12 protein-coding genes are annotated in these 13,665 nt (G+C 72.2%); 10 read left to right on the plus strand and 2 right to left on the minus strand.

Going from position 1 to position 13,665, the window contains the following annotated elements:
* Positions 1-145: 145 nt before the first annotated feature.
* Positions 146-817 (minus strand): leucine efflux protein LeuE, encoded by a 672-nt coding sequence (gene leuE, locus AB0B14_RS34235; RefSeq protein ID WP_357073013.1) that lies wholly within the window; start codon positions 815-817, stop codon positions 146-148.
* On the minus strand, positions 817-2,058 hold the full coding sequence (locus AB0B14_RS34240) for a bifunctional pyridoxamine 5'-phosphate oxidase family protein/GNAT family N-acetyltransferase (protein ID WP_357526220.1): 1,242 nt from the start codon (positions 2,056-2,058) through the stop codon (positions 817-819). Before AB0B14_RS34240 ends, leuE begins: the two co-directional genes overlap by 1 nt.
* Positions 2,059-2,094: 36 nt before the next feature.
* On the opposite strand from AB0B14_RS34240, the gene AB0B14_RS34245 reads away from it, so the two are divergent.
* The 10 genes from AB0B14_RS34245 to rny all read left to right on the plus strand — a co-directional run bounded on the left by AB0B14_RS34245 (position 2,095) and on the right by rny (position 13,640).
* Entirely contained in the window at positions 2,095-3,435 is a 1,341-nt protein-coding gene (locus tag AB0B14_RS34245) for an aminotransferase class I/II-fold pyridoxal phosphate-dependent enzyme (RefSeq protein ID WP_357526222.1), read from the plus strand.
* Positions 3,436-3,775: 340 nt separating this feature from the next.
* Positions 3,776-4,480 (plus strand): UdgX family uracil-DNA binding protein, encoded by a 705-nt coding sequence (locus AB0B14_RS34250; protein WP_357526224.1) that lies wholly within the window; start codon positions 3,776-3,778, stop codon positions 4,478-4,480.
* A 175-nt stretch (positions 4,481-4,655) separates the two neighbouring features.
* Positions 4,656-6,260 (plus strand): flavin monoamine oxidase family protein, encoded by a 1,605-nt coding sequence (locus AB0B14_RS34255; protein ID WP_357072846.1) that lies wholly within the window; start codon positions 4,656-4,658, stop codon positions 6,258-6,260.
* A gap of 68 nt (positions 6,261-6,328) precedes the next feature.
* Positions 6,329-6,889, plus strand: coding sequence for a hypothetical protein (locus AB0B14_RS34260; protein WP_357526226.1), 561 nt, complete (start codon positions 6,329-6,331; stop codon positions 6,887-6,889).
* A 125-nt stretch (positions 6,890-7,014) separates the two neighbouring features.
* Positions 7,015-8,343, plus strand: a complete 1,329-nt coding sequence (locus AB0B14_RS34265) for an MFS transporter (protein ID WP_357526228.1) — start codon at positions 7,015-7,017, stop codon at positions 8,341-8,343.
* Between the two features lie 5 nt (positions 8,344-8,348).
* Positions 8,349-8,549 carry a DUF3046 domain-containing protein gene (locus AB0B14_RS34270; RefSeq protein WP_030489422.1) on the plus strand — a complete coding sequence of 67 codons (201 nt, stop codon included), beginning with the start codon at positions 8,349-8,351 and terminating at the stop codon, positions 8,547-8,549.
* Positions 8,550-8,733: 184 nt separating this feature from the next.
* Complete coding sequence (gene recA / locus AB0B14_RS34275) at positions 8,734-9,780, plus strand: recombinase RecA (protein ID WP_007456801.1); 1,047 nt, start codon at positions 8,734-8,736, stop codon at positions 9,778-9,780.
* Positions 9,781-9,794: 14 nt separating this feature from the next.
* Positions 9,795-10,487, plus strand: coding sequence for a regulatory protein RecX (locus AB0B14_RS34280; RefSeq protein ID WP_357526230.1), 693 nt, complete (start codon positions 9,795-9,797; stop codon positions 10,485-10,487).
* A gap of 29 nt (positions 10,488-10,516) precedes the next feature.
* Complete coding sequence (locus tag AB0B14_RS34285; RefSeq protein WP_357526232.1) at positions 10,517-11,224, plus strand: 3-keto-5-aminohexanoate cleavage protein; 708 nt, start codon at positions 10,517-10,519, stop codon at positions 11,222-11,224.
* Positions 11,225-11,873: 649 nt separating this feature from the next.
* Positions 11,874-13,640, plus strand: coding sequence for a ribonuclease Y (gene rny / locus AB0B14_RS34290; protein WP_357072830.1), 1,767 nt, complete (start codon positions 11,874-11,876; stop codon positions 13,638-13,640).
* Positions 13,641-13,665 lie beyond the last annotated feature (25 nt).

The raw sequence follows: 13,665 nt of genomic DNA on the forward strand, positions 1-13,665 counted from the left end.
CCACCCACCCCCACCCCCGCCCCCACCCCCCGCGGTTGATCATGGGGTTATAGTCCCGACACGCCGGGGCGAGTGGCTATAACCCCATGATCAACGCGGGGCCGGCCGGCGCGGGGCTGGCCAGCGCGGGGCCGGGCGCTGGGGGTCAGCCGGCGCTGGCGGTGGCTAGTTTGAGGCTGAAGGCCAGGAAGAGGGCTGCCACGGCGGTGGTGCCGCCGGCGGCCAGTCGGCGGCGTTGGCGGAACTGTGTGGCGAGGAAGGTGCCCGCGAAGATCAACGCGGTGAGGTAGAGCGCGCTCGTCACCTGGGCGATCAGCCCGAGCAGCAGGAACGACAACGCCGGCCAGGCGTAGCCGGGGTCGACGAACTGGATGAAGAACGAGATGAAGAACAGGATCGCCTTCGGGTTCAGCAGGCTGATCACCAGCGCCTTGCGGAACGGGCTGCGCAGCGCCGCCGGCTCCGCGGCGTCGATGAGCCGCGGCGTGCTCGGGTCGTTGCGGTCACGCCAGCGCCGCACGGCGCCGAGCAGCATGGTCAACCCGACATAACCGAGGTACGCGGCGCCGGCGTACTTGATCACCAAGAACAGCGGGGGGTACGCCTTGAGCAGCGACGCCACTCCGGCGGCGGAGAGGACCATCAGCACCCCGTCGCCGACGAACACCCCACCGGCGGCCCGGTAGCCGACGGCGACGCCCCGTTTGGCCGCGGTGGAGAGCACGAAGAGTGAGTTCGGCCCGGGCAGCAGGATGATGGCCACGGTGCCCAGCACGTACGTCCAGATGTCGGTGATCCCCAGCACGCCCGCCATCATCACGCCACCGGTGCCGTCCGCAGAAGTTTTTCTCGCAGCCTGGCCTGTGCGTTCGGCCACTCGTCGACGGTCATCGCGTACTGCACGGTGTCCCGCCAGGAGCCGTCCGGGCGTTGCCGGTGCATCCGCAGCACCCCTTCCCGGGTGGCGCCGAGCCGTTCGATGGCCGCCTGGGAGCGGACGTTGCGGATGTCGGTGTGCCAGACGACCCGGACCGCGCCCAGGTCGTCGAAGGCCCGGCTGAGCAGCAGCAACTTCGCCTCGGTGTTGATCCCGGTACGCCACCAGGGCCGGCCGAGGAAGGTGTGCCCGATCCCCACCGACCGCCGCTGGGGGTCGATCTCGTAGTAGGACGTGCTGCCGACCACGGCCCCGGTCGCCGCGCAGCGCTGCACCCAGGCCACCCGCTCGCCGTGGTGCTGGGCGGCCAGGGCGGTGTTGATCACCTCGGCGGTCTCGGCGGGCGCGGTGGGCGGCGCGACGCTGAGGTGCCGCCAGACCTCCGCGTCCGCCGTGGCGGCGTGCAACTCGTCGGTGTGCGCCAACTCCAGTGGCTCCAGCCGGACGTGCTCGCCGCGCAGCGGCACGGGGTCGTGCCAGGGTGTGCGGGCCGTCCGCAGGTACGCCGGCAGTGGTGCGGTGACCCCGGCGTCCGGCTCGGGTTGCCCGGCGGTCATCCGCAGCGGCAGCACGCCGGCCCAGTGCGGCAGGTCCAGGTCGGCCTCGTCCTCGCGGACCCCGCCGCTGCGGGTCCGGACGGACACCTCGTGCAGGGGCAGCGCCAGCACGGCGGTCTCGGCCAACTCGCGACGGCTGGGCGGGCGGGTGGCGGTGCTGCGTCCCGTGCCGACCTTTTCCACAAGCGCGGTGAGCATGGCGAGCTTCTCCCGCTCGTCGGTGACCAGTCGGGCGGTGCCGAGCGCGACGACCGAGCGGTAGTTGGCGCTGTGGTGGAACTGGGAGCGGGCGTAGACCAGGCCGTCGAGCACTGTCACCGTGACGCACACCTCCAGCCCGTCACCCCGGGCCGCGAGCAGCGGACGGCTGCCGGTGGAGCCGTGCAGGTAGAGCGTGTCGCCGATGCGGACGTGCAGGGTGGGCAGCACCCGCGGCTGGCCGTCGACGGCGAAGCCGAACGCGCAGTGGTACGCCTCGTCGAGCACCGCGTGGGCGGCGGCCCGGTCGTAGCTCATCTTGTCGCGGGAACGGTGGGGTGTGGTCCGGGCGGTGGGTGGGTACATGCGCTCGCCCCTTTGTTCTAGTACAATCTCTTGTTTGTGTCAGCACACTATCAGCTCACCGGTACGACGGCCGTCGAGATTTCGGCCAGCATCGAGTCCGGCATCCGTACGGATGCCCTACCGCCGGGTGCCGCCCTGCCGCCCGTGCGGGTGCTCGCCGCCGAGTTGGGCGTCAGTCCCGCCACCGTCGCCCGCGCGTACCAGGATCTGCGCCAGCGCGGCCTGCTCGCCACCGCCGGGCGGCACGGCACCCGGGTGCGTCCGCGTCCCCCGGTGGCCGCCCGGCGCTCGGCGCTGCGTCCTCCGTCGTTGCCCGGCGCCCGTGACCTGTCCCGAGGCGAACCCGACCCCCGGCTGCTCCCCCCGCTCGGCCCGCACCTGGCGGCCCTCGCCGCCGACAACGGTCCGTCGATCGGCTACTCCGACGCCGGGGTGCTACCGGAACTTGCCGAGGAGGCTCGCCTCCGGCTGGGCGCCGACGGCGTACCGACCGGGGAGCTCACCCTCACCGGCGGCGCGTTGGACGGCATCGAACGGCTGCTCGGCGCACACCTGCGCCCCGGTGACGCGGTGGCGGTGGAGGACCCGGGCTGGGCCAACCTGCTCGACCTGGTCGCCGCGCTGGGGCTGCGCCCGATCGGCGTACCGCTGGACGACGAGGGTCCCCTGGTGGCCGGGGTGGCCGCCGCGCTGGCCGCCGGGGCGCGGGCGCTGGTGGTCACCAGCCGGGCGCAGAACCCGACCGGCGCCGCCGTCTCCGCCGCCCGCGCCGGCGCGCTGCGAGCGCTGCTCGCCGGCCGTCGGGACCTGCTGTTGATCGAGGACGACCACGCCGCGGAGTTGGCCCGCGTACCCCTGCACCCGCTGGCTGGGGCGACGTCGAGCTGGGCCTTCGTGCGCTCGGTGAGCAAGCCGTTCGGCCCGGACCTGCGGCTCGCGGTGCTGGTCGGCGACGAGACCACGGTGGCCCGGGTGACCGGCCGCACCCGGGTCGGCGCCGGCTGGGTCTCCACCGTGTTGCAGCGGCTGGTGCTCGCCCTCTGGCAGGATCCGGCGGTCACCGAGCAGGTGCGGCGGGCGGCGCTGAGCTACGAGCAGCGGCGTGCGGGGCTGCTGGCCGCACTGGCCGCGCACGGCCTGACCGCGCACGGCCGCAGCGGCATCAACGTCTGGCTGCCCGTGGCGGACGAGACAAGCGTGGTCACCGCGCTGCGCGATGCCGGCTGGGCGGTGGCGCCCGGCGCCCTCTACCGGATCGCCGCGCCTCCCGCCGTGCGCATCTGCGTCAGCCCACTGGCCACCGAGGATCTGGCCCCCCTGGCGGCAGCCCTGGCCGAAGCCCAGAACCCCACCCCACCCCAGGGCTTCCAGACCTAGCCCGCCCCGCCCTCCGCCCCCCGCGATCTTTCTGTCGCCTTTATGTCGATCAACACGGCAGTTGTCCGGGCAGAAAGTGCAGGATCGCGGGGATTCGGGGCGGGTGAGGCGGGTATGCGGGGCGCCGGAGGTGGGGTCATGGCTTCAGGTGGGGCACGTAAGGGAGTCTGGATCGCGGTCGCGGTGGCGATCATCATCATCATTATCGTGCTGATCGCGATCGCTTCTGGTGGGGATGGCGGCGGTAACGGGTACTGACGCGGGTGCGGCTCCTCGTGTCGCGGCACCGCGCCGAGGACGTACCCGGCACCGGGCAACCAACGGGTATATAACAGTCGGCATGGCCGAGCAGACCGGGAGCGCTCCGGGCGCCCAGCGGTTCATCCCGCCCGACGCCGACACCATCGACGACCTGCGCACCGCGGCCGGTGGCTGCCGCGGCTGTGAGCTGTACCGGGACGCCTCGCAGACGGTCTTCGGCCGGGGCGACGAGAGCGCCCGGGTGGTGCTGGTCGGCGAGCAACCCGGCGACATGGAGGACCAGAAGGGGCTGCCCTTCGTCGGCCCGGCCGGACGCCTGCTGCGCCGCGCGGTCGACGACGCCGGGCTGGACCCGAGTCATCTCTACCTCACAAATGCCGTAAAGCATTTCCATTTCCTCCTGCGCGGCAAGCGGCGGATCCACCAGACCCCGGACCAGGTGCACGTCACCGCCTGCCGGCCGTGGCTGGTCGCCGAGTTCGCCCGGCTGCGTCCGGAGATCGTGGTGGTGCTCGGCGCCACCGCCGCCAAGGCGCTGCTCGGCCCGTCCTTCCGGGTCACCCGGCAGCGGGGCGAGCTGCTGCCCTGGCCCGAGTCGGCACAGCACCCGGAGGACTTCCGGCGGGTGCCGGTGGACGACTCCGGGAAGCGGGCGGACGTGCCGCAGACCCGGTTGTTGGCCACCATCCACCCGTCCGCGGTGCTGCGCGCCGACGATCAGGACAAGGCGTACGAAGGGCTGGTCACCGACCTCGCCGTCGCCAGCCGTGCCCTCGCCGGGTAGGTAACCGACAGCCCCCGCCGTGCCGGGGGCCCGCGCCGAGGCCCGGCCGGGTCGCCGTCGAGAATCGCCGGTACGGTCGGGTGGCGAGGCGATACCCGCCAGAAACGTCAATGCGCGATCGGCGTAACAGGTCCTCTACAGACTCACACGAGTCGATCTTGTAGGGGAGGCCGTTATGAGCGACGAGACGCAGTCGATGGTCAGCCGGCGTGGGTTCCTGCGCGCGGTCGGAGTCAGCGGCGGTGCCGGTGCGATGCTCGCCACGATGGGCGCCATGGGACTCGCTCCCAGCGCGGCCGGATCGGTAACCCCCGCGTTCCGAGCGCCGCAGCGATCGGATTTCACCCTGACCGGGCGGTCCGGTGCCAGCGTGGTCGTTCTCGGCGGCGGCATCGCGGGGCTCACCACCGCGTACGAGCTGGGCAAGGCGGGCTATGACTGCACGGTCCTGGAGGCGCGGCACCGCGTCGGTGGGCGCAACCTGACCATCCGGGGTGGCGACGTCGAGACCGACCTCGACGGCCGCACCCAACGGGCCGGCTTCTCCGACGGGGTCTACTTCAACGCCGGGCCGGGTCGGATCGCGCAGTGGATGGTCACCATGGACTACTGCCGGGAGCTCGGCGTACCCATCGAGGTCTTCACCAACCAGAACGCCGACGCCTGGATCTACAACGAGTCCGCCGGGATGACCGAGCCGGTCCGGTACCGCACCGCCAAGGCCGACGTGTACGGCTACGTCTCGGAACTGCTCGCCAAGGCCACCGACCAGGGTGCGCTGGACGGCCGGCTCACCACCGAGGACCGCGATCGGCTGCTGTCGTTCCTGCAGAGCTTCGGCGCGATCGGCGGGCGGGCCAGCGACTGGGCCTACACCGGCAGCAACCGTCGCGGCTTCTCCGGGTATCCCGGTGCCGGCAACGACGTGGGCAGCCTGCTCGGCGCGCCGCCGCCGCTCTCCGACGTCTTCGCCAGCAACGTGGGCCGGTACTTCTCGTTCGAGTTCGGCTACGACCAGGCCATGCTGATGTTCCAGCCGGTCGGCGGGATGGACCAGATCCCGCGCGCACTGGCCAAGGCCGTGGGCACGAGACGGGTACGCCTCAACGCCGAGGTGACCGGGGTGACCGACCGGGGCAGCCGGGTCGAGGTGACGTACCGCCAGGGTGGCCGGCAGTCGCAGATCACCGCCGACTACTGCGTGGCGGCGCTGCCGCCGCACCTGATGGCCCGGGTGCCGCACAATCTCGGCGCAGCGGTGACCGCCGCCCTGGCCGACTTCCCGGTCACCGCCGCCGGCAAGATCGGCCTGGAATACCGCAGCCGCTGGTGGGAGACCGACCAGCGGATCTACGGCGGCATCACCGAGACCGACCTGGACCTGTCACACATCTGGTACCCGTCGTACGGCTTCCACGGCAAGCGCGGCCTGGTCGTCGGCTACTACAACACCGGGGCGAACGCCAGGGCGTACAGCGGGCTCGCGCCGGAGCAGCGCAGCGAGCGCGCGATCAGCCAGGGTGTGAAGATCCACGGTGACAAGTACCGCAGTGAGCTGGTCACCTCGTACTCCCACGCCTGGGACCGGACCCGCTTCATCGAGGGCGCCTGGACGTCGCCCCGGTACGGCACACCCGGATACAACCTGCTCCTCCAGCCGGCGGGGCGGGTCTACTTCGCCGGGGACTGGCTGAGTCACGAGGTGGCCTGGCAACACGGCGCGTTCGTGGCAGCCCGGTCGGCGATCTCCGCGCTGCACCAGCGGGTGATGGCCGGCTGACCGAAACCGTCCACGGTCGACGGTGCGCGGGGGGTTGCGCGGCTGCCGTGGGCGGGTAGCACAGGTCGATGGATGTCGACAGCGCGACGGTTCGTGCCGGTGTCAGTCAGAGATGGAGAAGCTTCCTCGGGCGGGCGCCCGGGCTGCAGCTCATGGCCGTCTACTGGGTGCCGATGACGCTGCTGATCGGGTTGCCGGTGGGCTGGCTGTTCGACCGGGAGGAGTCGCTGGTCGAGGCCGTGCTGGACGCCGCGCTGGGCGTCGTCTGGGCGGTCCCCTCGATCTACCTGAGCCAGCGGATCGTGGGCGAGGCGGGGGCACGGCGGGATCCGGAGGGGTACGCGCTGCGCCAGGCACTGCGCGAGGGCACCGTGCCGGCGGACGACCGGGTGCGCGCCGAGTTGCCCGGCTACCTGGCGGGGCAGCGGCGGGGGACCTGGGTGGGACTGCCGGTCGTCCTGGGCACGTGCCTCGGTCTGATCCTGCTCGCTCTCCTCGGCGGCGACCGGGAGGGCGCCGCGGTGATCATCAGCGTGATCGCCGCCGTCAGCGTGGCCGTCGCCGTGCACACCCTGAACCGGATCCGCCGACTGGCATCCCTGCTCACCACACCCAGACCACGCGAGTGAACGACACCCATCCGCCGGGCGCGGGGCGGTGGGTGGGAACGGCTCGGGTTGGCTGTCGGCTAAACCCACTGCCGCTTGCCGTCGTCGGTGCGCGAGGATGGGTCACCCCCTCCTGAGGAGCGCAGATGGCCACCGACCTGACCGCGCCGCGTACCGTCGCCAGCCCCGACGTCACGTCGATCCAGCGTCGTACCCTGCGCCTGCTCTTCGCCACCCAGATCATCGGTGGTGTCGGCGTGACCATTGGCATCGCCGTGGGTGCGCTGCTCGCCACGCGGATCGCCGGCACGGCGGTGGCCGGCGTGGCGCAGAGCGCCGGCGTGGTCGGTGCGGCGCTGCTCGCCGTCCCGGTCACCCGGATCATGGCGCGGCACGGGCGGCGACCGGGTCTGGTGGTGGCGTACGCGGTGGGTGCCGTCGGTGGCGTACTCGTGGTGCTGGCCGCGGCCACCCGCTGGGTGCCACTGCTCTTCCTCGGCATGCTGCTCTTCGGCGGGGGCACCGCCGCGAACCTGCAGGCCCGCTACACGGCGGTGGATCTCGCCGAGCCGGCCCGACGAGGACGGCAGCTCTCCCTGATCGTCTGGGCGACCACCATCGGCGCGGTGGCCGCCCCGAACTTCGCCGCGCTGGCCGACCGGGTCACCACCGGCTGGGGGTTGCCCCCGCTGGCCGGGCCGTTCGCGTTCAGTGCTGTCGCGTTCGTGCTGGCTGCCGCCGTACTCCTCGGGTTGCTCCGGCCCGACCCGCTGCTCACCGCGCGGCGCCTCGCGGCGGCCGCCACGCCGCCGACCCGCGCCGCGCCGCCGACCACCGTGCCGGTCAAGGTGCGCGCGCCGCGCGGCGCCGGGATGCGGGCGGCCTGGTCGGTGGTACGCGGACAGCCCGCCGCCCGACTCGGCATCGCCGCCGTGGCGGTGGGTCACCTGGTGATGGTGGCGGTGATGGCGATGACCCCGGTCCGGCTCGGTGAGTCGCACGCCGACGCCGACGTGCTGCGCCTGGTCGGCATCGTGTTGAGCCTGCACATCGCCGGCATGTACGCGTTCTCCCCGGTGGTCGGCTGGCTCACCGACCGGCTCGGCCGGCGGGCGGTGATCCTCGGCGGGGTTGGGCTGTTGCTGGCCGCCTGCGCGGTCGCCGGCACCGCGGGGCACCACACGCCACGGCTCTCGGTGGGTCTGGTCCTGCTCGGGCTGGGCTGGTCGGGGACGATGGTGGCCGGTTCGACGTTGCTGTCCGAGTCGGTGCCGGCCGACGTGCGGCCGAGCGTGCAGGGGCTGTCCGATCTGATCATGGGGTTGGCCGGGGCTGCTGCCGCCGTGGTGAGCGGGTTTGTCATGCAGTTCGCCGGTTATCCCGTGCTCACCCTGCTCGCGGCGGTCGCGGCGGTGCCCCTGGTGGCGCTAGCGTTGCGCCCGGTGCCGACCAGGGCACCGGACGAGGAGGGCTGATCACTGTGCGGCTGACCGACTTCTGGACGCGCCTTGACGAGGCGTTCGGGCCCGGCTATGCGGCCAGCATCGCCCGCGACCAGGTGCTGTCGCAGCTCGGCGGACGGACCATCGAGCAGGCCCTGGCGTCGGGGGAGCAGACGCACGTGGTGTGGCGGGCGGTTTGTGCCGCGTACCCCGACCGCGTGCCCGCCCGACTACGCTGAGCAGCCTTTTCGTCGCTTCCGCGTGTCGCTTGTCGAGTCGTACACCTGTTCGGCTATTGTCCACAGCGGGGTGCTCGTCCACAGCTCGCGGCCCGTCGGCTGGTTTTCTGTCGGACCCAGCGCCTAGCGTGTCCGCGTGACGCGAAGCTCAGCAAAGACGCCGGCGAAGGCAGGGGTGGCAACCATGGCAGCAGGGCCTGACCGGGAGAAGGCACTCGACCTTGCTCTCGCTCAGATTGACAAGCAATTCGGCAAGGGCTCGGTGATGCGGCTGGGTGACCGGCCGGTCGTCCAGACCGCGATCATTCCGACCGGCTCCATCGCGCTCGACGTGGCGCTGGGCATCGGCGGTCTGCCGCGCGGCCGGGTGGTCGAGATCTACGGCCCCGAGTCCAGCGGTAAGACCACGGTGGCACTGCACGCGGTGGCCAACGCCCAGCGCAACGGCGGCATCGCCGCCTTCATCGACGCCGAGCACGCGCTCGACCCGGAGTACGCGAAGGCCCTCGGCGTCGACACCGACGCGATGTTGGTCTCGCAGCCGGACACCGGCGAGCAGGCACTGGAGATCGCGGACATGCTGATCCGCTCCGGTGCCCTGGACATCATCGTGATCGACTCGGTGGCGGCCCTCGTGCCGCGTGCCGAGATCGAGGGCGAGATGGGCGACAGCCACGTGGGTCTCCAGGCCCGGCTGATGAGCCAGGCACTACGAAAGATCACCGGTGTGCTCAGCAACACCGGCACCACGGCCATCTTCATCAACCAGCTGCGGGAAAAGATCGGCGTCATGTTCGGCAGCCCGGAGACCACGACCGGTGGTCGGGCGCTGAAGTTCTACGCCTCGGTCCGGCTCGACGTGCGACGCATCGAGAGCCTCAAGGACGGCACCGACGTGGTCGGTAACCGCACCCGGGTCAAGGTCGTGAAGAACAAGGTCGCCGCGCCGTTCAAGCAGGCCGAGTTCGACATCATGTACGGCAAGGGCATCTCGCGTGAGGGCTCGCTGATCGACGTCGGCGTGGAGCAGGCGATCATCCGCAAGTCCGGAGCGTGGTACACGTACGACGGCGACCAGCTCGGCCAGGGCAAGGAGAAGGCCCGGGAGTTCCTGAAGGAAAACCCGGACGTGGCCGCCGAGATCGAGAAGAAGATCCTGGAGAAGCTCGGCGTCGGTGTCGGCGCGGGTGACGCCGCCGGTGGCCCCGAGCTGCCGCCTGTCGACTTCTGACCGGTCGCTGACCCATGGCAGGACGACGCGCCCGTACGGGGCGGGGCTGGGATGCCAGTCCACCTCGTACGGGCGACGCCCCTGATCCACCCCGCCCCCGCCAAGGCCGCCGTGGGCGTTCCGCGGAGACCGACGCGGTGGAGTCTCCCCCTCGTGACGAGTCGGAGGTGGCCCGCGAGATCTGCCTGCGGCAGCTCGCGGTCCGGCCCCGCACCCGGGCCGAGCTGGCCGGTGCGCTGGCCAAGCGGGGCATCTCCGAGGAGGTCTCGGCCGAGGTGCTCGACCGGTACGACGAGGTCGGCATCATCGACGACGCCGCGTTCGCCCGCGCCTGGGTGTCCAGCCGGCACTCCGGGCGTGGTCTGGCCCGCCGGGCGCTCGCCAACGAGCTACGCCGCAAGGGTGTGGACGGCGAGGTGGCCACCGAGGCGCTCGGCGAGCTGGACGAGGAGACCGAGGCGGACACCGCCCGTGCCCTGGTGGACCGCAAGCTGCGCACCGCCCGGGGTGAGCCCGACGCGGTGTTCCGCCGGCTGGTGGGCATGCTGGCCCGCAAGGGCTACCCGCCCGGCGTGGCGATCCGGGCGGTGAAGGACGCGCTGGCGGCGCAGAGCGCCGAGGCGGCCGAGTTCGCCGAGCAGATCGACGCCGACGCGCTCGCCGACGCCGAGGGCGAGTTGGACCGCGACAACCGCCCGATCGACTGAGAACCGCGCTGGGTGGGGTGGGTGGTCCGATGCTGAAGGCGTGTCTGAACGGTGGGCGCGGCCGGGACGCCCACCCGGCGGTGCCGGTCACGCCCGCGGAGTTGGCCGTCGACGCGGCCCGTTGCGCGGCGCTCGGCGTCGCGGCCGTGCACGTCCATCCCCGGGACGCGTCGGGTGCCGAGTCGCTGCGCCCAGAGGTGATCGCCGACGCGCTCACCGCGATCCGCGCCACCCGCCCGGGGCTGCCGGTGGGGGTGAGCACCGGCGCCTGGATCGCGCCGGCCCCGGCCGACCGGGTGGCCGCCGTCCGGGCCTGGTCGGTGCTGCCCGACTTCGCCTCGGTCAACGCGCACGAGGCGGGTGCCGAGGCCGTCGCCGCAGCCCTGCACGGGCGGGGTGTGCTCGTCGAGGTGGGGCTCTGGACGCTCGACGCCGTCGAGGCGTATCGGGGGTGGCGGGTGCCGGCCGGCCGGATCCTCGTCGAGTGCATGGCCGAGGCGGTGCCGGTCGCGTTGGCCGACGCGGCGCGGATCCTCGACGCCCTGCCGTCGCGGGGAATCCCACCGGTGCTTCTGCATGCCGAAGGGCCGGCCACCTGGGCGGTGCTGGCCGACGCGGTCAGCCGCGGTCTGCACACCCGGATCGGCCTGGAGGACACACTCCTACTGCCCGACGGCACACCGGCGCCGCACAATGCCGCACTGGTCACCGCCGCGCTGGCGGCCGGCGCCCACTGAGCGCACGGCGCTGGGCGGGGCGGGCGGCGCGATCCTGGCGGGCGAGCCGCGATCTTGGCGGGACGGGTGTGATCTTGGTCGGGGTGAGCCTGGCGGGGTGCCGGGCGCGGAGGTGGGGTCGTTGTCGTCACACAGTGGGCTCGCCGAGGGGCGCCGCCGTCGCTGAACAGGCACGACATCCGGATTAGGGGTGGGTGCCTCGCCGTGTTTGTCCCGTCGTGTCCGACACGACATCACCTTTGGGTGACGATGCAACTTCTCTCCGTTCGGGGGGTTTGATCATGAGTCCTTGACCAGAGCACCCCCGGCGACCTAGCCTCGCCATACAGGCTCACATTGCCCGACCATCGCAGGCTAAGCGCACAACATAGATCGCGTAACAAGACAGCATCACTTTGGCCGACTCCGCGGCCTTTGGCGGCAACTCCGGACAGGCCGGTCCGGGACGCCGCGACAACTGCACCCGGTCGCCGACGTTGCCCACGGGCACCGCCGGCGGAGAGAGCTACCCACGGCCAGCCGCTCCGGTCGGGCGTCCACAGCCGCAGGAGTGTGCCCCCGGCACGGTCGCTGCGGTCTCGACGTTAGGGGAGGCGGCCATGGCGGGGCGGCGGCACAGGTTCATCGGTAGACCCGACGGGGTCCCGGCATGAACGCCTTCGACGTCGTGCTTCTCGCGGCCGTCCTCGTCCTCGCCGTGGTGGTGATCGGAGCCGTGCTGGTCGGCATCCGGACGCTGCGCCGGGTGGGCGCGGCACCGGCCCCGGAGGATCCCGCCTTCATCGCCGAGAAGGACCGCCAGGAGCAGTCCCTGGCCGCCCTGCGGACCGCGGCCGACGAGGCGAACAGCACGATCGACGTGGCGAAGTCCGCCGCCGCGGCGGCGCGTACCGAGGCGGCGGCGGCGAAGGCCGAGGCGAAGGCGGCCCGTGCCGAGGCCCGGCGGGTGCTCGACGACGCCCGCGCCGAGGCGGACACCGTCCTGGAGCGCGCCCACAAGCAGGCCGAGGCGGACGCCGAGCAGTTGCGGACGACGGCCCGGCGCAGCGGTGAGCGGGAGGTCGCGGTGCTCGCCGCCACCACCCGGGAGCAGGCCGCCGAGGTGGAGCGTCGGGCGGCCCGGATGGACGAGCGGGAGCGGATGCACACCGAGGAGGTGGAGCGGTTCGCCGAGCGGGAACGGCAGCTCACCGAGGCGCGTGCGGCCCTCGCGACCCGGGAGACCGCGTTGGCCCGTCGGGAGGTCGAGCTGGCCGAGTCCGAGGAGCTGCGCCGCCGGGAGTTGGAGCGGGTCGCCGGGCTCAGCGCCGACGCGGCACGAATGGAGCTGGTCGAGGCGATCGAGACCCAGGCCAAGCGGGAGGCGGCGCTGCTGGTGCGCGACATCGAGTCCGATGCGCGTAACACCGCCGAGCAGCGGGCCCGACACATCGTGGTGGACGCCATCCAGCGGGTCGCCAGCGAGCAGACCGCCGAGAGTGTGGTCAGCGTCCTGCACCTGCCCGGTGACGAGATGAAGGGGCGGATCATCGGCCGGGAGGGGCGCAACATCCGCGCCTTCGAGTCGGTGACCGGCGTCAACCTGATCATCGACGACACGCCCGAGGCGGTGTTGCTCTCCTGCTTCGACCCGGTCCGCCGCGAGGTGGGTCGGTTGACCCTGGAGAAGCTGGTCCTGGACGGGCGGATCCACCCGCACCGGATCGAGGAGGTCTACGACCTGGCCCGGCAGGAGGTGGAGCAGCTCTGCCTCCGTGCCGCCGAGGACGCCCTGGTCGAGGTGGGCATCACCGAGATCCACCCGGAGTTGGTGGCCCTGCTCGGTCGCCTGCGCTACCGCACCTCCTACGGGCAGAACGTGCTCAAGCACCTGGTCGAGACCGCGCACATCGCCGGCATCATGGCCGCCGAGTTGCGGCTGGACGTGCCCACCATCAAGCGGTCGGCGTTCCTGCACGACATCGGCAAGGCGCTCACCCACGAGGTGGAGGGCAGCCACGCCATCATCGGCGCGGACCTGGCCCGCAAGTACGGCGAGCACGAGGACGTGGTGCACGCCATCGAGGCGCACCACAACGAGGTGCCCCCACAGACCATCGAGGCCGTGCTCACCCAGGCTTCCGACGCCTGTTCCGGTGGTCGGCCGGGCGCGCGTCGGGAGAGCCTGGAGGCGTACGTCAAGCGCCTGGAACGGATCGAGGAGATCGCGGCCGGCAAGCTCGGCGTGGACAAGGTCTTCGCTATGCAGGCCGGCCGGGAGATCCGGGTGATGGTCAAGCCGGACGACGTGGACGACATCGGCGCTGCCGTGCTGGCCCGGGACGTGGCCAAGCAGATCGAGGAGGAGCTGACCTACCCGGGTCAGATCCGGGTCACCGTGGTCCGCGAGTCGCGGGTCACCGAGATCGCCCGCTGACCGGCCCGCTCACCGCGAGTTCAGC

The organism is Micromonospora sp. NPDC049171, assembly GCF_040648275.1.
GTDB lineage: Bacteria > Actinomycetota > Actinomycetes > Mycobacteriales > Micromonosporaceae > Micromonospora.

Excerpts from the sequence above, each read along its gene's own strand:
- AB0B14_RS34240 (WP_357526220.1), bottom strand. The coding sequence starts at position 2,058 with ATGTACCCACCCACCGCCCGGACCACACCCCACCGTTCCCGCGACAAG.
- AB0B14_RS34265 (WP_357526228.1), top strand. The coding sequence starts at position 7,015 with ATGGCCACCGACCTGACCGCGCCGCGTACCGTCGCCAGCCCCGACGTC.
- rny (WP_357072830.1), top strand. The coding sequence starts at position 11,874 with ATGAACGCCTTCGACGTCGTGCTTCTCGCGGCCGTCCTCGTCCTCGCC.
- AB0B14_RS34255 (WP_357072846.1), top strand. The coding sequence starts at position 4,656 with ATGAGCGACGAGACGCAGTCGATGGTCAGCCGGCGTGGGTTCCTGCGC.
- AB0B14_RS34260 (WP_357526226.1), top strand. The coding sequence starts at position 6,329 with ATGGATGTCGACAGCGCGACGGTTCGTGCCGGTGTCAGTCAGAGATGG.
- recA (WP_007456801.1), top strand. The coding sequence starts at position 8,734 with ATGGCAGCAGGGCCTGACCGGGAGAAGGCACTCGACCTTGCTCTCGCT.
- AB0B14_RS34250 (WP_357526224.1), top strand. The coding sequence starts at position 3,776 with ATGGCCGAGCAGACCGGGAGCGCTCCGGGCGCCCAGCGGTTCATCCCG.
- AB0B14_RS34285 (WP_357526232.1), top strand. The coding sequence starts at position 10,517 with ATGCTGAAGGCGTGTCTGAACGGTGGGCGCGGCCGGGACGCCCACCCG.
- leuE (WP_357073013.1), bottom strand. The coding sequence starts at position 817 with ATGATGGCGGGCGTGCTGGGGATCACCGACATCTGGACGTACGTGCTG.
- AB0B14_RS34280 (WP_357526230.1), top strand. The coding sequence starts at position 9,795 with ATGGCAGGACGACGCGCCCGTACGGGGCGGGGCTGGGATGCCAGTCCA.